Below are 19,373 nucleotides of genomic sequence, written 5' to 3'. Positions count from 1 at the left end.
CCTCCCACATTGGATCTGCACTGTTTGCACTAATAACTTATGACTGGAAATAAACCATGAAAAAAATACTGCTCTCCCACCCAGTCAAAGCACTGGCCCTGGCCCTCGGGTTGTTCAGCTCGGCGGTGTTCGCCGCCGATGCGCCGCTCAAAGTCGGCACCACTGCCGCCTTCGCGATTCCCCTGGAAGCCGCCGTCGCCGAAGCCGGCAAGCAGGGCCTCAACGTCGAGCTGGTGGAATTCACCGACTGGATCGCACCCAACGTCAGCCTGGCCGCCGGCGATATCGACGTGAACTACTTCCAGCACATCCCCTTTCTGGAAAACGCCAAGGCCGCCGCCGGGTTTGACCTGGTGCCCTACGCGCCGGGCATCATCAACAACGTCGGGCTGTATTCGAAGAAGTACAAAAGCTTCAACGAACTGCCCGAAGGCGTCAGCGTGGCCATCGCCAACGACCCGATCAACAGCGGTCGCGGCCTGCAACTGCTGGCCAAGGCCGGGCTGATCACGCTCAAGCCGGGCGTAGGCTATAAGGCCACCGAAGAAGACATCGTCGCCAATCCAAAGAAAATCAAAATCCTGCAAGTCGAGGCCGTGCAACTGGTGCGCGCCTATGACGACGCCGACCTGGTGCAGGGCTATCCGGCCTATATCCGCCTGTCCAAGACCTTCGATGCTGAATCGGCGCTGCTGTTTGACGGCCTCGACCACCCGGAATACGTGATCCAGTTCGTGATCCAACCGAAAAGCAAAACTGACCCGCGCGTGATCAAGTTCGTCGACATCTACCAGCACTCGCCGGTGGTGCGCGCGGCCCTGGATAAATCCCTGGGCAAGCTCTACCAAGTGGGCTGGGAAGCTAAAAAATGACCGCCGCCAACACCCAACTGCGCGACCTGGGCACACCGCCCAGGGACGCCGAGCAGACTGAACTGCATCCGGACCTGAACCGCGCCCATGTGCGTTTTATCAACCTGGGCAAGACCTACGACGGCACGGTGCATGCCTTGCAAGCCATCGACCTGGCGATCCAGCGCGGTGAAGTGTTCGGCATCATCGGCCGCAGCGGCGCGGGTAAATCCTCGTTGATCCGCACCATCAACCGCCTGGAACAACCGAGCAGCGGGCGCGTACTGATCGATCAGGTGGACATCGGCGACTTCGACGAAGACCGCCTGGTGGCGCTGCGTCGGCGTATCGGCATGATCTTCCAGCACTTCAACCTGATGTCGGCCAAGACCGTGTGGCAGAACGTCGAGCTGCCGCTCAAAGTCGCCGGCGTGCCCAAGCCCCAGCGTGAGCAGAAGGTGCGCGAACTGCTGGAGCTGGTGGGTTTGCAGGACAAGCACAAGGCCTACCCGGCGCAGCTGTCCGGCGGGCAGAAACAGCGCGTGGGCATCGCCCGTTCACTGGTGCACGACCCGCAAATTTTGCTGTGCGACGAAGCCACCTCGGCGCTGGACCCGGAGACCACGCAATCGATCCTCGGCCTGCTGCGCGAAATCAACCAGCGCCTGGGCCTGACCATCGTATTGATCACCCACGAAATGGCGGTGATCCGCGACATCTGCGACCGCGTGGTGGTGCTGGAACACGGGCGTATCGTCGAGCAAGGCCCGGTGTGGGAAGTGTTTGGCAACCCTCGGCATGAGGTCAGCAAAACCCTGCTGGCGCCGTTGCAACACGGGCTGCCGGAAGAACTGCAAAGCCGTTTGCAGAGCACGCCTTCGTCCACGGACGCCGCCGTGGTGCTGCGCTTGCAGTTCACCGGCAGTGCCAGCGATGAACCGGACCTGGCGGCGCTGTTCAGCGCCCTCGGCGGGCGCGTGCGCTTGTTGCAAGGCGGCGTGGAACGCATCCAGGGCCATGCCTTGGGGCAATTGCTGCTGGCGGTAAATGGCTCCCCCCACAGCGCCGAAGAACTGCGCAACCGCGCCGCGAATTGGGCACAACAGGTGGAGGTGCTGGGCTATGTGGTTTGATCGTTTATTGCAGGGCGCCATCGACACCTTGTTGATGGTCGGCGTGTCGTCGCTGATCGCGTTGCTGGTGGGGATTCCACTGGCGGTGTTTCTGGTGACCAGCGACAAGGGCGGCATCTACCAGGCGCCGGCGCTGAACCGCGTGCTCGGGGCCTTCGTCAATCTGTTCCGCTCGATTCCGTTTTTGATTCTGATGGTGGCCTTGATCCCGTTCACCCGGCTGATCGTCGGTACTACCTACGGCGTATGGGCCGCCGTTGTGCCGCTGACCATCGCTGCCACGCCGTTCTTTGCGCGGATCGCCGAGGTGAGCCTGCGCGAGGTCGACCACGGTCTGATCGAAGCCGCACAAGCCATGGGCTGCCGTCGCTGGCACATCATCTGGCACGTGCTGTTGCCGGAAGCGCTGCCGGGAATTGTCGGCGGATTTACGATTACGCTGGTGACCATGATCAACTCGTCCGCCATGGCCGGCGCGATTGGTGCAGGCGGCTTGGGCGACATTGCCTACCGCTACGGCTATCAGCGTTTTGACACGCAGATCATGCTCACCGTGATTGTGCTGCTGGTGGTGCTGGTGGCGGTGATTCAACTGGGCGGCGATCGCCTGGCGCGGGTGCTGAACAAGAGGTGAGGTATAGTCGGGCCATCTCAGCGCCCGGTATTCCCCGTCATGACCCTCAAGCCCGACGACCTCAACCAGATCACCTCAACTACCCTCGGCCACTACAACAAAGTGGCCGAGGACTTCCGTGAAGGCACCCGCGACCACGATGTCAGCCAGAACATCGACGCGCTGCTGCGGCATATCCAAGGCGCGGCGCCGTTCACCGTGCTGGATTTCGGCTGCGGGCCGGGGCGGGATTTGCAGACCTTTACCCGCATGGGCCACATCGCCGTCGGGCTGGACGGCTCGGAGCGGTTTGCGCAGATGGCGCGTGAAGACAGCGGCTGCGAGGTGTTGCAGCAGGATTTTCTCAAGCTGGATTTACCCAATGAGCGCTTCGACGGGATCTTTGCCAATGCAGTGCTGTTTCATATCCCCAAGCAGGAACTGCCGCGTGTGCTCAAGCAGTTGCATGGCGCATTGAAGCCTGGGGGCGTGCTGTTCAGCTCAAATCCACGGGGTGAGAACCAGGAAGGCTGGAACGGGCCGCGGTATGGGTCGTATCACGACTTGGCGGCGTGGCAAGAGTTGCTGACGACGGCGGGGTTTGTGGAGTTGGAGCACTACTATCGGCCCGCCGGATTACCGCGCGAACAGCAGCCGTGGCTGGCCAGCGTATGGCAAAAACCGTAGAAGCAACACATTTCCAAATGTGGGAGGGGGCAAGCCCCCTCCCACATTTTGACCGCACTCCGCCCGTTAAACGCGTTCCTCCTGCTTGGGCTCGCGGATCTTGTACCAGGCCACATACAGCGCCGGTAAAAACAGCAGCGTCAGCAAGGTGGCGATGATAATCCCGCCAATCATCGCGTACGCCATCGGCCCCCAGAACACCTCACGCGCAATCGGGATCATGCCCAGGCTGGCCGCTGCGGCCGTGAGCAAAATCGGGCGACGCCGGTGCTCGGTGGCTTCCACCACCGCATCCCACGGCGTGTAGCCGGCCACTTCGTATTCGTGGATCTGCGTCACCAGGATCACCGAGTTGCGAATGATGATGCCGATCAGCGCCAAGATGCCCAGGATCGCCACAAAGCCCATGGGCGTACCCGTGGGGATCAACGCCAGCACCACGCCGATCAGGCCCAACGGCGCCACGCTGGCCACCAGGAACATCTTCTGCACGCTGTGCAGCTGGATCATCAGGAAGGTCGCCATCAGGAACAGCATCAACGGCACCACGCTGGCGATCGGGCCTTGGGCCTTGCCGCTTTCTTCCACGGTACCGCCCGTGGCGACCTTGTAACCCACCGGCAAACCGGCGCTGAATTTATCGATCTCGGGCTTGAGCTGCTTGACCAGATCCGTCGGCTGCATCTGGTCACGCACCGAGGCCTTGATGGTGATGGTCGGCTTGCGGTCGCGACGCCACACCAGCGGCTGCTCCAGTTCGTAACGCACGGTGGCGAACGCCAGCAGCGGGATCGAGGTGCCGTTGGGCGTGACGATCTGCAGGTTCTGCAAGGTTTCCGGGGTGCCGCGTTCGGCGTCTTCAGCACGGCCGACCACGTTGATCAGGTAGATATCGTCGTGCACCTGGGTCACCGACGCGCCGCTGACCACGCTGTTCATCAGTTGGGCCACGTCTTCCGACGACAGCCCCAGTTGCCTTGCCTTGTCCTGGGCGATGTCGATGCGCAGCACTTTGCCGGGCTCGTTCCAGTCGTAGATGATCTCGCCCAAATGGGTGTTTTTATCCAGCAGCGTCGCCAGTTCGATGGCGTGCTTGCGCACCTGGTCGGTGTCTTTGCCGGATACGCGATACTGGATCGGACGCCCCACCGGCGGGCCCATTTCCAGGGGCTGCACAAAGCTGCCGATGCCGACAAAGTCATCACGCAGGCGTTTTTGCAGGCGCGCAATCAGCTCGCCGCGTTCTTCCAGGCCTTTGCTGACGATCACCAACTGCGCGTAGTACGGGTTTTCCAACTGCTGGTCGAGGGGCAGATAGAACCGAATCGCGCCCTGGCCGATATAGGTGCTCCAGCGTGCGATGTCGGGGTCGTCCTTGATGATCGCTTCCAGGCGGTCAACGGCCTTGCGCGTCTCGTTGATCGAGGCGTTTTGCGGCAGGTTGAGGTCGACGAGGATTTCCGGACGGTCCGACGACGGGAAAAACTGGTTCTGTACGAACTGCATCGAGAACACCGAAGCGACGAACAAGCCCACGGTAATGCCGATGGCCCACCAGCGGTTGCGCATGGCCCAGAGCATGCCGCCGTTGAAGGCGCGCCCGATGCGCCCAGGCTCGGCGTCGTGGGGTTTGACCTTGGCGCTGAGGATATGCACACCGATCACCGGCGCAAACAGCACCGCCACAACCCACGACACCAGCATCGCCACGGCAATCACCGCAAACAGGGTGAAGGTGTACTCGCCAGCCGAACTGGCGTTGAGGCCAATCGGCACGAAACCGGCGACGGTCACCAAGGTACCGGTGAGCATCGGGAACGCCGTCGAGGTATAGGCGTAGGTCGCGGCCTGCTCCTTGGTTTCGCCCTTTTCCAGGCGCGTGATCATCATCTCCACGGTGATCATCGCATCGTCCACCAACAGGCCGAGGGCGATGATCAACGCGCCCAGCGACACCCGCTGCATGGTGATGCCGCTGTATTCCATGAACACGAACACCAGCGCCAAGACCAGCGGAATCGAACACGCCACCACCAACCCGGCGCGCATGCCGAGGCTGATAAAGCTCACCACCAGCACAATAATCACGGCTTCAAACAACGCGCTGGTAAAGCCGCCGACGGCCTCTTCCACCACTTCGGCCTGGTCGGAGACTTTGTGCACCCCGACGCCCACCGGCAGGTCGGCGGTCAGTTCGTCCATGCGGGTGTGCAGGGCCTTGCCGAACGACTGGATATTGCCGCCCTTCTGCATGGCGATGGCCAGGCCAATCGCCGGTTTGCCGTTGAACCGGAACATCGGCCGCGCCGGGTCGACGTAGCCGCGGCTGATCTCGGCGATGTCCGCCAGGCGATAGAAACGGTCATTGAGCCGCAGATTGACGTTGGCCAGGTCCTTTTCCGAGGCGAACTGCCCCGACGTGCGCACCGAAATCCGCTCCGGCCCGGCCTCGATCACGCCCGCCGGGGTCACGGCGTTCTGCGATTGCAGGCTCTGCACCACCTGGCGCTGGTCAACGCCCAGGGCGGCCAGTTTGCGCGTGGAGAAATTCAGGTAAATCACTTCGTCCTGCTGGCCGATCATCTCGACCTTGCCCAGCCCCGGCACCGAACGGATCTCGGCGCGCACCTGCTCCACATAGTCGCGTAACTGGCGCATGGACAGGCCGTCGCCGGTAAAGGCGTAGACCGAGCCGAATACATCTCCGAACTCGTCGTTGAATGACGGCCCCTGCAAACCCTGAGGGAAGGTGCCGCGAATGTCGTCGATCTTCTTGCGCACCTGGTACCAGATTTCCGGGATGGCCTTGGCGCTGGTGGTGTCCTTGAGAAATACAAACACCGTGGACTCGCCCGGCCGCGTGTAGCTTTTCACGTAGTCGAGGGAGTCGAGTTCTTCGAGTTTTTTCTCGATGCGGTCGGTGACCTGCTTGAGGGTTTCTTCCTGGGTCGCGCCTGGCCAGCGGGTCTGGATCACCATGGTCTTGATGGTGAACGAAGGGTCTTCCTCGCGGCCCAGGTTCATGTACGAGAACACGCCCATCAACAGCGCGACGAACATCAGGTACCACACGAAGGACTGATGCTTGAGGGCCCAGTCGGATAAGTTGAAGCTCCCTTTCATCGCGGGCTGTCCTCGTCGATTTTGACTTTTTGCCCGGGCTTCAGGCTGTTCACGCCAGCGGTGACGACACGTTCGCCGGGTTTGACGCCGCCGTTGAGCACCGCGCTGTGGCTGTCCCGGCTGACGACACTGACATCACGCGGTTGCACGGTCTGGCTTTGGGTGTCGAGGATCCAGAGGCGGGTCTTGCCGTCGACGTCTTGCAGGGCGCTGAGGGGCAATTCCAGGCGCGGCGCGATGGCCGTGCTCAAGGTCACGCTGATGGCGGTGCCCAGGCGGAATGCGGCAGGCGTATCGCTCAGGGTCAGCCGGGCGCGACGGGTGCGGGTGGCGCTTTGGGCCTGGGGTTCGATCTCGCGCACGATGGCGGTGGTGTTGACGCTGGGGTCCAACTGGCTGGCGACCAGGAACACCACGTCAGGTGGCAGGCGCTCGGCGAGGCCGGCTGGCAGGTCGATGACCGCTTCCTTGATGTCCGGGCGCGCCAGGGTCACCACTTGCTGGCCGGCGCTGACCACCTGGCCAGCCTCGGCGTTCCAGGCGGTGACGATGCCCGCGTGGTCGGTGCGCAACTCGGCGTAGTTGAGCTGGTCCTTGGCCTGGTTGACCGAAGCCTTGGCTTGGTCGAGTGAGGCCTGGGTGGTTTTCAGGTCGGTCTGGGCGATATCCAGTTGCGCCTGGGCGCCGACGCCACGGTTGAACAATTCCTGCTGGCGACGAGCGTTGGCCTGGGCGTTGATGAATTGCGCCTGGACGCGAGCGAGGTCGCCTTGGGCGGCGCGCAATTGGTTTTGCTGATCCGTGGGGTCGAGCACAGCGAGCAAGGCGCCCTTCTCCACTTCAGCCCCCACATCCACGGCGCGGCGGGCAATACGTCCCGGAACGCGAAAGCCCAGATTGCTTTCATAGCGCGCCTGGATGGTGCCGGCGAAGCGACCGAGGGTTTCCTGGTCTTCGGCCTTCACTTCCATGGACAGCACCGGGCGCACGGGCTCGGGCGGCGCCTCTTCCTTGGAGCAGGCCGCCAGCAGCAGGCTGGCGGCGAGGGCTAGCGTCAGGCGCTTCATGGCTGGGCTCCCTGCTGGGCAATCTCGACCAGCATGCCGGGGTGCAGCAATTGCCCACCGGCTACCACGACTTTTTCACCGCCTGTAAGGCCATCGCCGATGATGACCTTGCCGGTGAGGTAACGGGCCACCGTGACCTTGTGCAGTTGCGCCTTGCCGTCGCCATCAATCAGCCACACCGCGGGTTCACTCAAGTCTTTGGTCAATGCCGACCACGGCAGCTCTACGCTCCGCTTGGCCTGCCCATTGGCGGTGGCGCTGACCACCGAACCGAGCTGCATGCCTTTGGGCAGCGATTGCAGCGCAATCTTCACCTGTACCGTGCCGGTGTTGGCCGCCACGGCAGGCGTGACTTCACGGACTTTGCCCTGGGCCTTGATACTCGGGTTATCCAACAGGCTGACGGTGATCGGCGCATCGGGCGGCGGTTCCACCAGCAGGGATTCGTAAACGTTGAACACCGCATCACGCTCGCCGTCGCTGGCCAGGCTGAAAATTGGCACAGTGGCCTGCACCACCTGGCCGACTTCCGCTTGGCGAGCGGTGATCACACCGGGCGTTTCAGCGATCAGCGAGGTGTAGCCCAGTTGCTCGCGGGCATTGGCCAGTTGAGCCTGGGCAGCGGCCAGGGCGCTTTGGCTGCTGCGCAGCGCGGCCTGGGCGGCATCGTATTCGCTGCGGCTGGTGTAGCCCTTTGGCAGCAGTTTTTCCTGGCGCACAAAGGCTGCCGCCGTCTGCTTGACCCGCGCCTGCTCCGCCACGACCTGGGCCTGGGCGGAATCGACGCTGGTCTGCAAATCCTTGGGATCGAGCTTGGCCAGCACTTGCCGGGCGGTCACGCGGTCACCCACATCCACCATGCGCTGGATGATCTTGCCGCCGACGCGAAAGGACAGGTCGGTTTGCACACGGGCCTGGATATCCCCGGTCAGTGTGACCGCCGCGGCAAAATCCGCCGACTGCACGGTTTGCACAAAGACCCGGGAATGCTGCTTGGGTTCGGCCTTTTCCTGGCCGCAAGCGCTCAGCAACACCACTAAACCCAGGCCGACAATACAAGTGGAAATACGACCGCCCATGCAGACTCCTTGTGCGCGATGCGATGTGCCAGTGTGTATGCGACTGTGAGCTTAGTTCAGGGTTCCTTATCTGCATGGGCCAGCACGTTTTGAGGTGATTCACTGGCCTCATCGGGGCAAGTCGAATCGTCGCATCGCCCCTCCCAAAATGGGTTGGTTTCACAGATTCTGATGTGTGAATACAGTCAAATGTGGGAGGGGGCTTGCCCCCGATGCGGCCAGTAGCATCAATGAAGAATCAGCCCTGCCACTTCCCGCCTTCAACAATCACGCTCTCCGGCTTGGTCTCATCGCTCAGTTCTTTACGCACATATTGGTCATACAGCTTGAGCAAAAACTTCTCTTCACCCAGCTTGGCCAACTCGGCGTTCACCCAGTCGCGCAGTTCGATGTTGCCCTTCTTCACCGCCGGCGCAATCGGCGCTTCATCACCTAACTTCTCTTCCAGCACACGATAGCCAGGGTTCTGCTTGGCCCAGCTGAACAGCACCAGGTTGTCTTGGGCGTAGGCATCGCCACGGCCAGCCGACAGTGCTTGCAGCGACTCGGAGTTTTTCTCGAACTTGAGCAGTTTCCAGTCCGGGTGGTTTTTGGTCAGCCAGATATCGGCGGTGGTGCCAGTGGTGACGATGGTGGTGCGGGTGGCTAGGTCATCCAGGCTTTTGACCGCGCTGTCGTTAGGCACCAGGGCCTGTACCGCGACTTTCAGGTTGGGGTTGGTGAAGTCCACTGCTTCCTTGCGTTCCGGCGTCACGGTCATGTTGGCGAGGATCAAATCGACCTTGTCGCTTTGCAGGAACGGAATGCGGCTGGCCGGTTCCACGGCGACGAATTCGACTTTGTTCTCATCGCCCAGCAGGTCCTTGGCGAATTGACGGCCGATGTCGGTATCGAAGCCAACGTAACGGCCCGCTTCATTCACAAAGCCAAACGGTGGTTTGTCGGTAAAGACCCCAACGATCAGCTTGTCCCGCGCCTTGATTTTGTCGATGTAGCTGACGGCCGCAGGTTTTACCGGCTCTTCGGCCTTTTTATCGCAGCCGGCCAGCAAGGCGACGGCCAACAGTGGCAACAGTAGTTTTTTCATATCAGTTCCAGTTCCTTGGTTTTCTTGGGCAGTGTTGAAACAAAGGAGAACTTCTCCAGGAACTGCTGCGCGCGTGCGGTTTGCGGGTTCGTAAAGAATGCCTCGGGGGTGTTGTGTTCGAGGATGCGACCGGCCTCCATAAACACCACGCGGTCGGCGACGGCGCGGGCGAAGGCCATTTCATGGGTGACGATCAGCAGGGTCATGCCATCGCGGGCCAGCCCCTGGATCACTTCCAGCACTTCCTTGACCATTTCCGGGTCAAGGGCGGCGGTGACTTCGTCAAACAGCATGACCTGCGGGTTCATGCACAGCGAACGGACGATGGCGATACGTTGCTGCTGGCCACCGGAGAGCTGGCGCGGGAAGGCATCGCGCTTGTCGGCCAGACCGACACGTTCCAACAGCTTTTCGGCCTGCTCGCGGGCTTCGCGGGGGTCGCGTTTTTGCACTTTGAGCGGGCCGAGCAGGATGTTGTCGAGCACGCTCATGTGCGGGAACAAGTGGTAGCTCTGGAACACCATGCCGATGTCCTGGCGCACCTGGCGCCAGTCGGTGTTTTTGCCCAGCAGCTCGCGACCTGCAAACCGCAGACTGCCGCTGTGGGCCACTTCCAGCCCATTGAGGCAACGCAGCAAGGTGCTTTTGCCGCAGCCGCTGGGGCCGAGGATCACCACCACTTCGCCGCGTTGCACACTCAGGTCGATGCCCTTGAGCACCTGCGTCTCGCCGAAAAATTTGTTGAAACCCTGAAACTCGATCAATGCGCTCATGCTTGGGCCCAGCGCCGTTCCAGCACCTTGGAGGCGGCCGACAACGGGTAGCAGATAAAGAAGAAAAACAGGAACAGCACGCCGTAGATCAGGACCGACTCGTAGGTGCGTTCGATGATTTGCTGACCGACCTTGATCACGTCCACCACACCGATCAGCACCGCCAGGGAGCTGGTCTTGATGATGCGCGTGTAGACGTTGATGGTCGGCGGGGTCATGCGCTTGAGGGCCTGGGGCAGCAGCACGTAGCCGTACAGCTGCGGGTCCGACAGGCCAATCGACAAGCCCGCTTCTCGCTGGCCACGGGGCAGCGAATGCAAGGCGCCGCGCACCACCTCGCCCACCTCGCTGGCGCCCCACAGCGACAGCACCAGCACCGCGCACCAGAAGCTCGGGATGCTCAAGCCGAAGAAAATCGGCAGGCCAAAAAACAGCAAGTACAGCCATACCAGCACCGGGATCGCCCGGAACAACTCCAGGTACACCCGCAGCACTGCGTTGATCACCTTGTTATTCAACGTGCGCAGCACGCCATACAACACGCCGCCGATGGTGCTGAAGGCAATGCTCAAAAACGAGATCGACAGGGTTTGTGCAGCGCCCTTGCCCAATTGCGGCAACGACACCCACAACAACTCAAGACCCGAACTGGCCATGCTGGAGCCTCCTTTCCAGGCGGCTGAGCAACAGCGACAGCGGCAAAAACAACAGCACGCAAATCAGCGTCAGCACGGCGAGCATTTCGTAGGTCTTGTAGTAAAGGGCGATGTAGCTCTTGGTGGTGTAGAGAATCTCCGGCACCGCCACGGCGGAGACCACGGTGGTCTCCTTGAGCAGGAAGATGAAATTGGCGAACAGCGCCGGCAGGCTGAGGATGCCGGCCTGGGGCAGGATCACATGGCGCAGCAACTGCCAGTCAGACAGGCCGATGGACTTGCCCGACTCGATCTGCGCCAGCGGCACCGCTTCCACACCGGCACGCAGCACCTCGGTGAGGTAGGCGCCGCCCAGGAACGTCATGGTGATGATCGCCGCCCAGAACCCGGAGATATTGAAGCCCAGTGCCGGCAGCGCGAAGTAAACAAAAAACAGTTGGATCAGCAGCGGCGTGTTACGCGCCAGCTCCACGTACAGCGCCACCAGGCGCGACAGGTAGGGCGTGCGAAACACCAGCAGCGCGGCGTTGATCAGTGCCACCAGCAGCGAGGTGGCAATGGCAATCAGGCCGACTTGCAGCGTCACCCCCACGGCTTTCAGAAACGCCGGGAGCGTGCTGAGGATAAAAGCGAAATCGAAGGTCATTTCCAGTCCATGACGCCGCAAGGGTAATCAGCGAGCGCAATCCGATCCGGCGTGGGTAACGCCGGGTAGCGCGAACTTTAAAGGTATAAAAAAGAAAATTTAAATATCCAAATAGCATATTGATATCACCCAAAAAGATAACCCCCGGATTCGCGGGTTTGACGGGTGACAGCTATGGTTGGAGGGTCTGAGATTCGAGGGATCGAACCATGCCGGAAGTGAAACCGATGGATCCGCAGGAGTTGGTGAAGTGGTTGATGGCGTTGCGCAGGGCGATCAATCGTCAAGCTGTAAAAAAACAACAGCCTCACCGTGGTGAGGCTTTTTTTCATCGGCTCAACCTTTGGTGGATGGCCGCCGATCAGCACCTCCCGCCATGGCTTTGGTGGCGCTGTTTTGCTGTTCTTCGGTCTCAAAGTTGACGTAGTTGTCCGGGAACTTGAAGTGGGAATCCACCAGGCCCCAGTACTCTTTGTTCTGTGGCTTTGCCATGTCCCAGATACGTTCAGCGGAGGAGACGGCGTCGCTACGGATCAGCTCCGGTCGCCCTTTGGCTTCTTGTATCACCCTGTCAACATGCCCACGTAGTGCGTTGGGCCCGGTGGTTTCGATCGTGCTTTTATTCGGACGGCTGAAGTAACGGTCTCCAGCGTACTCATTGCCTTTCATCGAACGGTATTTGTCCCCGATGTCATCAATCAGGCTCTTCAGCATCGCGCTCTGGGGGTGGCTGGAGAACAGTGCGTTGGCAAAATAGGGGGTGGCGTTGCCACTTGCCTCACTCTTGCCAGCAGCCATGCCGACCAGCATCAGGTCTGGGTGGGCATTTAAGGCGCCATCAAGCGGGCGCACGCTTTCCAGGTCAATATCCGTGTAGGTGCCGCCATAGTGATTGACGATTTCATATCGGGCGACGTCGGAAGCTGCGGCGTAACCGCCGTTGCGGCCCATGATTTCATGCTGATACACGTCCTTGTTTTGCAGGCGTATGTCGGCAGGATTGCTCAAGTCACGTATCTGCACGTTCTTCAGATCGCTGAAACGCTCCCGTAAAGCCGCCAGGGTCTTCGTGTCACGGGGAGGGTTACTGGCGTAGCGGTCCCAAGACTTTGTCGTCTGGTCGAGAATGATGGCTTCTGCTTGATGAAACTTGTCGTCGGTGCGTGACGCGTGACGTTCAAAAGCACTGAGCACTTGAGAGGCGTTTTGGGGCGTAACTTTTCCACCCTCAGGCAGCAATGCTTCCTTCAACGCTTTGTTACCTGAAGACAAAAGCTCTTTATTAAGCTCTGCAATAACTTGTTTCTGCTCGATTTGATTGCGAGGCAATTGCAGCGGGTTGTTAATTGCTGTCTTAAGTTGACTGAACAACCCTCGAACAGGTCTTTCTGACTGGTAGTTTGGGTAAACACTTTCGGCTTTTGCCTGAGCTGATTTATTAGTTGCGTAAGCATCAAACTGAGTAGAGTCAACCCATAACATTATTTTATGATTCGGGTTCATGGAGGCCCACTGGCGTAAATAACTATCCTGATTCGAACCCGGTTTGGAACCCACCCAGACCATGTGGATATTATTGGGGACTGGCTTGAACTGATCTTCGGGGTATTTTGCTTCAAATCCTGCAGCAGATGACAAATGAGTAGCGTCATTCGCATGACCAGCCAGAGGGATTCGTACATCGTATGGAGAAATGGATTTCATCATAATGACATTGACTTCCAAAAGTTGGTAGAACTCACGGGCGCCTCCATGCGATCACTCTTACAACGCGCGCAAGTTTGGTCCTACTAAACCAACTAATCAAACCGTAAAATGTAAGGCAATTTAAAAACACACCCAGACACAATCCATCAAGCCAGCCAATGAACTAAACGGCGAACCTCGACCAATAACTTACTTAACGCCTTTAATTTTATTTCTCTTTTTTATCAAAAACCCGGAATAAAAAAACGCCGACGCGATGCAAGCCGTCGGCGTTAAAACCTTGAAGGAGGTTTGGGTTACATCAGAACGCCGGCACGACCGCGCCGCTGTACTTCTTCTCGATGAAAGCTTTGACTTCCGGGCTGGTCAGGGCCTTGGACAGTTTCTGGATTGCATCGCTGTCCTTGTTGTCCGGGCGAGCCACAAGGTAGTTCACGTAAGGCGAGTCGGAGCTTTCCAGGATCAGTGCGTCCTTGGCCGGGTTCAGCTTGGCTTCCAGGGCGTAGTTGGTGTTGATCAACGCCAGGTCAACCTGGTCCAGTACGCGTGGCAGCAGGGCCGATTCCAATTCTTTGAATTTCAGGTGTTTCGGGTTGCTGGCAATGTCTTTGGGCGTGGCCAGAGCGTTGGTCGGGTCTTTCAGGGTGATCACGCCGTTCTTTTGCAGCAGCAACAGGGCGCGGCCGCTGTTGGAGCCTTCGTTCGGGATGGCAACCGTGGCGCCATCTTTCAGGTCTTCAATTTTCTTGATCTTTTTCGAGTAACCACCGAAAGGTTCAACGTGCACGCCGACCACGGTGACCAGGTTGGTGCCCTTGCCCTTGTTGAAGTTTTCCAGGTACGGCAGGGTCTGGAAGTAGTTCGCATCCAGGCGTTTCTCAGCGACTTGCACGTTCGGCTGCACGTAGTCGGTGAACACTTTGATTTCCAGGTCCACGCCTTCCTTTTTCAGGGTTGGCTTGATCAGCTCCAGGATCTCGGCGTGCGGGATCGGGGTGGCGGCCACCACCAGTTTCTCGTTGGCCTGGGCGAAGCCGGCAGTCAGGGCAGCCGCCAGAGCGGTAAACAACAGAACCTTTTTCATGCAGTGTCCTTATCGGAATTCCGGGGCGTCGGTGACGACCGTTGTTATGTGGTGTGCCAGCGAAGTGCTATCGCGGCGTGAAACGGACAATACCTAGTTTTTTTATTCCCGAACAATATCTTTTATTCACGTTGATATTCCATTTTGCTCATGTAGGAATTTTCGCAATGATTCCTGCTCGGCAGGACTGGCGCTGTTGAAAATCCGCTGCAGTTGCTCCAACGGTGAGCCCGCCGCCGGCAGGTTCAAATGCTCGGGCAAAATCTCGTCGCCGCTGCTGACCAGCAGGGCAAAGTGAATGACGTTCTCAAGTTCCCGGGTATTGCCCGGCCAGCTGTGGTGTTCGAGGACGCGCTGGGCCGCATCGCTGATCAGCGGCACTGGCAGGTCCAGGCGCTGGCTGTAGATGCCGAGGAAGTACTCGGCCAATGAAAGGATGTCGCCGACCCGCTCGCGCAGCGCCGGCAAGTCGAGTCGGCCTTCGCTCAAGTAATGGAACAGCCGCTCATGAAACTTGCCCGCCGCCACGGCCTGGGCCAGGTCGATACTGGTGGCGGCCACCAGGCGCACGTCCACCGGGCTCGGCTGATGGGCGCCGACGCGGGTGACTTCGTGGTTTTCCAGGGCAGCGAGCAATTTGACCTGGATCGGCAGCGGCAAGTCGCCGATCTCATCCAGATACAAGGTGCCGCCATTGGCCGAACCAAACCAACCGGCCCGGCTGCTGGCGGCTCCACTGTGGGCGCCGGCGGCGTAGCCGAACAACTCGGCATCGGCGTAAGTCGGGCTGATCGCGCCGCAGTTGACCGAGACAAACAGCCCGGTGCGATCACTGCCACGGTGGATATGCCGCGCCAGCAGCTCTTTACCGCTGCCGGTCTCGCCACGGATCAACACCGGCAAGGCTCGGGGGGCGAGGTTTTCCAGGTCTTCGCGCAGTTGCCGCGAACGCGGGTCGACAAACACCAGCGCCTTGGCACGAATGCTCAGCGGGCTCTTTTCGGCGTCGGGGAAGGTCAGCAAGGGCTGGCCGAAGGTTTCATGACTCATGGCAGGCTCCCGCCCCAATCCACTCAGGGACGGGGGCGTTGAAAAAATTTATGCGCTACGCCGGGCGTGGTGCTCAAGGCGGTTTTGCAGGCGATAGAGGTAGGCGAAACCCTGCTCCCAGCGCTGGTGACCGGACTTCACATTGATGTGGCCAGCGCCGGAGAGGATGCCGGCTTCGGCGCCCCAATTACGCGCCAGCTCCAGCGCACGCGGGGCGCTGACGGCACTGTCGTTGTCGGAGCCAACCACTTGGCTGGGAAACGGCAGCAGATCGGTCGGGATGGGCGCGAAGTTGCGCAGGGCCGCAGAGCAGGCCGGGCGTTCGACATCGGCCGGCGCCACCAGCAACGCTCCGCGCACCTGCCGCAGGTACTGCAACGGCGCGGCGGCAGCCCAATGGGCCACGGTGATGCAGCCCAGGCTATGGGCGATCAGAATCACCGGCGTACTGTCGGCGGCGATGGCCTCGGCGAGCGCAGCCACCCAGTCTTCGCGACGCGGGGTGAACCAGTCGGCCTGCTCCACCCGCGCACTGTTGGGCAAGCTGTTTTGCCAATGGGTTTGCCAATGATCTTCTGGCGATCCTTGCCAGCCCGGCACGATCAGATAACGAATCGACTCGCTGTGCATGGGTGTGCCCTCCTGCAGCGTTTAACGTTGTAGGACAGTATAGGGACGGGGTTTATATTCGTTAAGGAATAAGAAGCTATTTATTAATAACCAAAAACTTATTACCTCAGCAGATCCAAATGTGGGAGGGGCTTGCCCCCGATTGCAGTGGGTCAGCTACAGATAAGCTGACTGATACACCGCCATCGGGGGCAAGCCCCCTCCCACATTGATCGGATTTCACATTGGAATTGCAGTGGTTTTCAGCTCGCGTGACGGGTCCGAGGCATACAGTCGATGGTGCGATCTACCACCGTCTTGGCCATTTCCAGCAAATGCCACACCGCATGGACTTTCGCGCGGTCGTGCGGCTGCAGGTGCTCACAGCAGTCCCATACGGTGGCCGAGGCGCTGTGGATCAGGTGAGCGATATAAAGTTGGGCGTCTTCGAAACTGAGATTTTCGTTGGCGACGAGACAATCGAGGGGTGGATCGGGAAGTGCTTTGGTCATGGTGTAACTCCTATTGAACATGGGAGCGACCACTAACGCTGCTAAACGATAAGTGGCAGCTGTACGCGGGTTAGCAGACTGGCCAATAGGAACACCAGCGCACCCGAGGGTGCCCCACGCACAGCCGCCATAAACGCGGATGTGAACCGTGTGCCTATTGAACTCAGGCTGCTAAACCCGATCACTGAAAACCAGCGACGGGCCGAAGACTAGCCATCCATTCCAACAGCCACAAGGCGGCGGGGATTGTCTCGGAAACGTCCTGCAATTTAAAGGGATATGACTTGCTGGCCCTTTACAAACCATGACGAGTTTTCGCTTCTGGCCATCACACTTGGCTGCGTTAAATAGCCGCCTCCACACACTCGGCGGGCCGGTGCTGATGTCGCCGGCGGCGTACTACGTTATTTGTCGCAACGGACGGCAATCGGAACCTGATATTGCTCGGTTGATTGGCTGGCTTAAAGAAAGCGCTGGAAAGTTTCAGCGTGAAGTTGAAATCCGGTATCCGCAAATCGCTGGGGTTGGTTCACTCTGAATCTGTGGTATTGCTGAAATCGAGGCAAAAAAAAGGCCGCACCCTGCCAAGGAGACGGCCAAAAAATTGTCGAGGCTTTTGCAATCAACGGGCGGTAATCACCGACAGCTTGGTTATCCCCGCGCGCTCGATAGACGCCATGGCTCGCGCCACTTCGCCGTAGTTCACTCCGTCATCCGCCTGCAGTTGTACCCGCACATCGGGATCCTTGGCCTTGGCCGCCTGCAGGTTGAATTCCAGTAGGTCCGGCTGGATTTCGTCCTTGTTGATAAACAACTTGCCGGCGCCGTCGATGCTGACCACCAGCGGGTCTTTTTGCTCGACCGGGGCCACGGCCTCGGTCTTGGGCAGGTTGATCGGAATCGCGTTGGTCAGCAGCGGCGCGGTGACGATGAACACCACCAGCAGCACCAGCATCACGTCCACCAGCGGCGTAACGTTGATCTCGCTCAGCACCTCATCACTGTCTTGCGTGGAGAAGGCCATCTCAGGACGCCTCCTTCACTTTTTGCGGGTTGCCGGCATTGGCTTTGTTCAGCGCCGGGTGCAGCAGTACACGGAAGGAGTTTTTCTGCGCGAGGCTGTAGAAGTCGTGGGCAAAGTCATCAAGATCGGCCGCCGTGAGCTTCAGGCGACGCAGGAAGTAGTTGTAGACCAGCACCGCAGGCACCGCGACGGCGATACCGACGCCAGTCGCCACCAACGCTGCGCCAATCGGCCCGGCCACGGTTTCCAGGCTGGCAGAACCGGCGGCGCTGATGCCCTTGAGCGCTTCCATGATCCCCCACACGGTGCCGAACAGGCCGATAAACGGCGAGGTGCTGCCGATACTCGCGACCACGGCCAAGCCGGTTTCCAGGGAGCGGCGCTCGCGTACGATCTGTTGACGCAGGGCGCGTTCGAGGCGGTCCTGATGGTTGATCGCCTGGCTCAAGTCCGCCGCGTGGGGTGTTTCGCCGACCTGGATCGCGGCGTAACCGGCCTGGGCCACACGGGCCGCAGCGCCCGGCTGCGTTTCAGCCAGTTCAGCGGCCGAATCCAGACTCGACGCCGCCCAGAACTGTTTGTGGAACTTGCGATCCTGGGCCTTGAGACGCCCGAACTGCACGCCCTTGAGCAGGGCCAGGCCCCAGGTGGCGACCGAAAAGACCACCAACAGCCAGATGACCGCGCTTTCAATGGATTCAAGTGGAGATGCTAATGCCATGGTGTGTTCCCTCTGTACAAGTCGCGGCGTGTGCAGCACCCCGCAGCGCAATAGTTAGTGAATCTTGAAGTCGATCGGTACGCTGACCCAGCCGTCCTGGGCCACTTCGCCCTGCTTGGCCGGCACGAAGCTCCAACGCTTCACGGCGGTCAGTGCGGCGTCGTCGAGTTGCTGGCGACCGCTGCTTTTCTGGATCTGGATCTCACCCGGCTTGCCGCTGGCCAATACATGCACCCGCAACAGCACCGTGCCTTCCCAGCCCCGGCGCTGGGCCAGTGACGGATACTCCGGCGCCGGATTCTTCAGGTACGCGGCGTTGGCCGAAGCCGGGGTGACCGGGGCGGGTGCTGGCGGCGCGACCGGTGCCGGCGCGGGTGGCGCAGGTACAGGCGGCGCCGGCGGTTGCTCAACCGGTTTCGCGACAGGCTTGGGCACCGGCTTGGGAACTGGCTTGGGTTTGGGAATCTTTTTCGGCGCCGGCTTGGCGGCCAATTCATCCACCACAGGTGGCGGCGGCTCGACCACCGGCGGCGGCGGTGGTGGCGGCGCGGGCGGTGGCGGTTCCACCACGGGTGGCGCCGGCTGGGAAAATTCGATGGTCATCGGCGGGATTTCCGGCGGCACAATCGGCAGCACCGGTGTGGCCTTCTGGCTCACCCAATAGATCACCGCACCGTGCAGGGCCAGCACCAGCAACCCGAGCAGAATCCCTTCGCGGCGGCTGGAAAAACGCTTCGGCGTCTTCTGCGTTCGCAGTTGTCCCAATGGCGCGCGATGCGGCCGGCCAAGGTCGACCAACTCACCAGCCGGTGCCTGGCGCCATGGCGCCTCGTGTGCACTGGCGGCGGTCTGGACATTGCCCATTGATTCACTCCCTACGGTTTTTGAAACAAAAAACCGACGGGCCTGCGTGGAAGGCCGTCGAGGGCTGAATCATCGGGGCCAGACGCT

At 60.2% G+C, this 19,373-nt stretch carries 19 protein-coding genes; 4 read left to right on the top strand and 15 right to left on the bottom strand.

The window, feature by feature from the left end; genetic code table 11:
* Nucleotides 1-56: 56 nt before the first annotated feature.
* From AOA60_RS10610 to AOA60_RS10595, 4 genes are read left to right on the top strand one after another with little or no spacing between them, the layout of a single operon-like run.
* A complete protein-coding gene (locus tag AOA60_RS10610; RefSeq protein ID WP_099584385.1) occupies nucleotides 57-872 on the top strand; it encodes a MetQ/NlpA family ABC transporter substrate-binding protein in 816 nt (271 codons plus the stop codon).
* On the top strand, nucleotides 869-1,984 hold the full coding sequence (locus tag AOA60_RS10605) for a methionine ABC transporter ATP-binding protein (RefSeq protein WP_099584384.1): 1,116 nt from the start codon (nucleotides 869-871) through the stop codon (nucleotides 1,982-1,984). The genes AOA60_RS10610 and AOA60_RS10605 overlap by 4 nt, the downstream gene beginning before the upstream one ends.
* Entirely contained in the window at nucleotides 1,974-2,618 is a 645-nt protein-coding gene (locus tag AOA60_RS10600) for a methionine ABC transporter permease (protein ID WP_056858169.1), read from the top strand. Before AOA60_RS10605 ends, AOA60_RS10600 begins: the two co-directional genes overlap by 11 nt.
* A gap of 39 nt (nucleotides 2,619-2,657) precedes the next feature.
* Complete coding sequence (locus AOA60_RS10595; RefSeq protein ID WP_099584383.1) at nucleotides 2,658-3,284, top strand: bifunctional 2-polyprenyl-6-hydroxyphenol methylase/3-demethylubiquinol 3-O-methyltransferase UbiG; 627 nt, start codon at nucleotides 2,658-2,660, stop codon at nucleotides 3,282-3,284.
* Nucleotides 3,285-3,350: 66 nt separating this feature from the next.
* On the opposite strand, the gene AOA60_RS10590 is transcribed toward AOA60_RS10595, so the two are convergent.
* The 15 genes from AOA60_RS10590 to AOA60_RS10515 form a co-directional block, all read right to left on the bottom strand.
* Nucleotides 3,351-6,407, bottom strand: coding sequence for an efflux RND transporter permease subunit (locus tag AOA60_RS10590; protein ID WP_099584382.1), 3,057 nt, complete (start codon nucleotides 6,405-6,407; stop codon nucleotides 3,351-3,353).
* A complete protein-coding gene (locus tag AOA60_RS10585) occupies nucleotides 6,404-7,474 on the bottom strand; it encodes an efflux RND transporter periplasmic adaptor subunit (protein ID WP_099584381.1) in 1,071 nt (356 codons plus the stop codon). The genes AOA60_RS10590 and AOA60_RS10585 overlap by 4 nt, the downstream gene beginning before the upstream one ends.
* Entirely contained in the window at nucleotides 7,471-8,553 is a 1,083-nt protein-coding gene (locus AOA60_RS10580) for an efflux RND transporter periplasmic adaptor subunit (RefSeq protein WP_099584380.1), read from the bottom strand. Before AOA60_RS10580 ends, AOA60_RS10585 begins: the two co-directional genes overlap by 4 nt.
* A 238-nt stretch (nucleotides 8,554-8,791) precedes the next feature.
* Nucleotides 8,792-9,640: a transporter substrate-binding domain-containing protein gene (locus AOA60_RS10575; RefSeq protein WP_099584379.1), complete on the bottom strand. Its 849-nt coding sequence runs from the start codon at nucleotides 9,638-9,640 to the stop codon at nucleotides 8,792-8,794.
* Complete coding sequence (locus AOA60_RS10570) at nucleotides 9,637-10,413, bottom strand: amino acid ABC transporter ATP-binding protein (RefSeq protein WP_099584378.1); 777 nt, start codon at nucleotides 10,411-10,413, stop codon at nucleotides 9,637-9,639. The genes AOA60_RS10575 and AOA60_RS10570 overlap by 4 nt, the downstream gene beginning before the upstream one ends.
* A complete protein-coding gene (locus AOA60_RS10565; RefSeq protein WP_099584377.1) occupies nucleotides 10,410-11,069 on the bottom strand; it encodes an amino acid ABC transporter permease in 660 nt (219 codons plus the stop codon). The genes AOA60_RS10570 and AOA60_RS10565 overlap by 4 nt, the downstream gene beginning before the upstream one ends.
* Entirely contained in the window at nucleotides 11,050-11,715 is a 666-nt protein-coding gene (locus AOA60_RS10560; protein WP_003187615.1) for an amino acid ABC transporter permease, read from the bottom strand. The genes AOA60_RS10565 and AOA60_RS10560 overlap by 20 nt, the downstream gene beginning before the upstream one ends.
* Nucleotides 11,716-12,051: 336 nt before the next feature.
* Entirely contained in the window at nucleotides 12,052-13,440 is a 1,389-nt protein-coding gene (locus AOA60_RS10555; protein WP_099584376.1) for a TcdA/TcdB catalytic glycosyltransferase domain-containing protein, read from the bottom strand.
* Between the two features lie 283 nt (nucleotides 13,441-13,723).
* Nucleotides 13,724-14,506, bottom strand: a complete 783-nt coding sequence (locus AOA60_RS10550; protein WP_099584375.1) for a MetQ/NlpA family ABC transporter substrate-binding protein — start codon at nucleotides 14,504-14,506, stop codon at nucleotides 13,724-13,726.
* Between the two features lie 126 nt (nucleotides 14,507-14,632).
* Entirely contained in the window at nucleotides 14,633-15,556 is a 924-nt protein-coding gene (locus AOA60_RS10545) for a sigma 54-interacting transcriptional regulator (RefSeq protein WP_099584374.1), read from the bottom strand.
* Nucleotides 15,557-15,604: 48 nt separating this feature from the next.
* A complete protein-coding gene (locus AOA60_RS10540; RefSeq protein ID WP_099584373.1) occupies nucleotides 15,605-16,186 on the bottom strand; it encodes an alpha/beta hydrolase in 582 nt (193 codons plus the stop codon).
* A 242-nt stretch (nucleotides 16,187-16,428) separates the two neighbouring features.
* Complete coding sequence (locus tag AOA60_RS10535) at nucleotides 16,429-16,677, bottom strand: hypothetical protein (protein WP_099584372.1); 249 nt, start codon at nucleotides 16,675-16,677, stop codon at nucleotides 16,429-16,431.
* 622 nt (nucleotides 16,678-17,299) lie between these two features.
* Nucleotides 17,300-17,701 carry a biopolymer transporter ExbD gene (locus AOA60_RS10525; protein WP_010565408.1) on the bottom strand — a complete coding sequence of 134 codons (402 nt, stop codon included), beginning with the start codon at nucleotides 17,699-17,701 and terminating at the stop codon, nucleotides 17,300-17,302.
* A 1-nt stretch (nucleotide 17,702) separates the two neighbouring features.
* Nucleotides 17,703-18,422 (bottom strand): MotA/TolQ/ExbB proton channel family protein, encoded by a 720-nt coding sequence (locus AOA60_RS10520; protein WP_099584371.1) that lies wholly within the window; start codon nucleotides 18,420-18,422, stop codon nucleotides 17,703-17,705.
* Nucleotides 18,423-18,476: 54 nt separating this feature from the next.
* Nucleotides 18,477-19,286: an energy transducer TonB gene (locus AOA60_RS10515; protein WP_099584370.1), complete on the bottom strand. Its 810-nt coding sequence runs from the start codon at nucleotides 19,284-19,286 to the stop codon at nucleotides 18,477-18,479.
* Between the last annotated feature and the right edge of the window lie 87 nt (nucleotides 19,287-19,373).

It is taken from the genome of Pseudomonas sp. 2822-17 (genome assembly GCF_002742485.1).
GTDB classification, from domain to species: Bacteria; Pseudomonadota; Gammaproteobacteria; order Pseudomonadales; family Pseudomonadaceae; genus Aquipseudomonas; species Aquipseudomonas cyclaminis.
The sequence above is the reverse complement of the archived record's forward strand: the minus strand, read 5'-3'. Positions and strand labels throughout refer to the sequence as shown.

Bases quoted from the DNA above. Each gene is read 5' to 3' on its own strand.
- AOA60_RS10610 (WP_099584385.1), top strand. From the start codon at position 57: ATGAAAAAAATACTGCTCTCCCACCCAGTCAAAGCACTGGCCCTGGCC.
- AOA60_RS10605 (WP_099584384.1), top strand. From the start codon at position 869: ATGACCGCCGCCAACACCCAACTGCGCGACCTGGGCACACCGCCCAGG.
- AOA60_RS10600 (WP_056858169.1), top strand. From the start codon at position 1,974: ATGTGGTTTGATCGTTTATTGCAGGGCGCCATCGACACCTTGTTGATG.
- AOA60_RS10595 (WP_099584383.1), top strand. From the start codon at position 2,658: ATGACCCTCAAGCCCGACGACCTCAACCAGATCACCTCAACTACCCTC.
- AOA60_RS10590 (WP_099584382.1), bottom strand. From the start codon at position 6,407: ATGAAAGGGAGCTTCAACTTATCCGACTGGGCCCTCAAGCATCAGTCC.
- AOA60_RS10585 (WP_099584381.1), bottom strand. From the start codon at position 7,474: ATGAAGCGCCTGACGCTAGCCCTCGCCGCCAGCCTGCTGCTGGCGGCC.
- AOA60_RS10580 (WP_099584380.1), bottom strand. From the start codon at position 8,553: ATGGGCGGTCGTATTTCCACTTGTATTGTCGGCCTGGGTTTAGTGGTG.
- AOA60_RS10575 (WP_099584379.1), bottom strand. From the start codon at position 9,640: ATGAAAAAACTACTGTTGCCACTGTTGGCCGTCGCCTTGCTGGCCGGC.
- AOA60_RS10570 (WP_099584378.1), bottom strand. From the start codon at position 10,413: ATGAGCGCATTGATCGAGTTTCAGGGTTTCAACAAATTTTTCGGCGAG.
- AOA60_RS10565 (WP_099584377.1), bottom strand. From the start codon at position 11,069: ATGGCCAGTTCGGGTCTTGAGTTGTTGTGGGTGTCGTTGCCGCAATTG.
- AOA60_RS10560 (WP_003187615.1), bottom strand. From the start codon at position 11,715: ATGACCTTCGATTTCGCTTTTATCCTCAGCACGCTCCCGGCGTTTCTG.
- AOA60_RS10550 (WP_099584375.1), bottom strand. From the start codon at position 14,506: ATGAAAAAGGTTCTGTTGTTTACCGCTCTGGCGGCTGCCCTGACTGCC.
- AOA60_RS10545 (WP_099584374.1), bottom strand. From the start codon at position 15,556: ATGAGTCATGAAACCTTCGGCCAGCCCTTGCTGACCTTCCCCGACGCC.
- AOA60_RS10540 (WP_099584373.1), bottom strand. From the start codon at position 16,186: ATGCACAGCGAGTCGATTCGTTATCTGATCGTGCCGGGCTGGCAAGGA.
- AOA60_RS10535 (WP_099584372.1), bottom strand. From the start codon at position 16,677: ATGACCAAAGCACTTCCCGATCCACCCCTCGATTGTCTCGTCGCCAAC.
- AOA60_RS10525 (WP_010565408.1), bottom strand. From the start codon at position 17,701: ATGGCCTTCTCCACGCAAGACAGTGATGAGGTGCTGAGCGAGATCAAC.
- AOA60_RS10520 (WP_099584371.1), bottom strand. From the start codon at position 18,422: ATGGCATTAGCATCTCCACTTGAATCCATTGAAAGCGCGGTCATCTGG.
- AOA60_RS10515 (WP_099584370.1), bottom strand. From the start codon at position 19,286: ATGGGCAATGTCCAGACCGCCGCCAGTGCACACGAGGCGCCATGGCGC.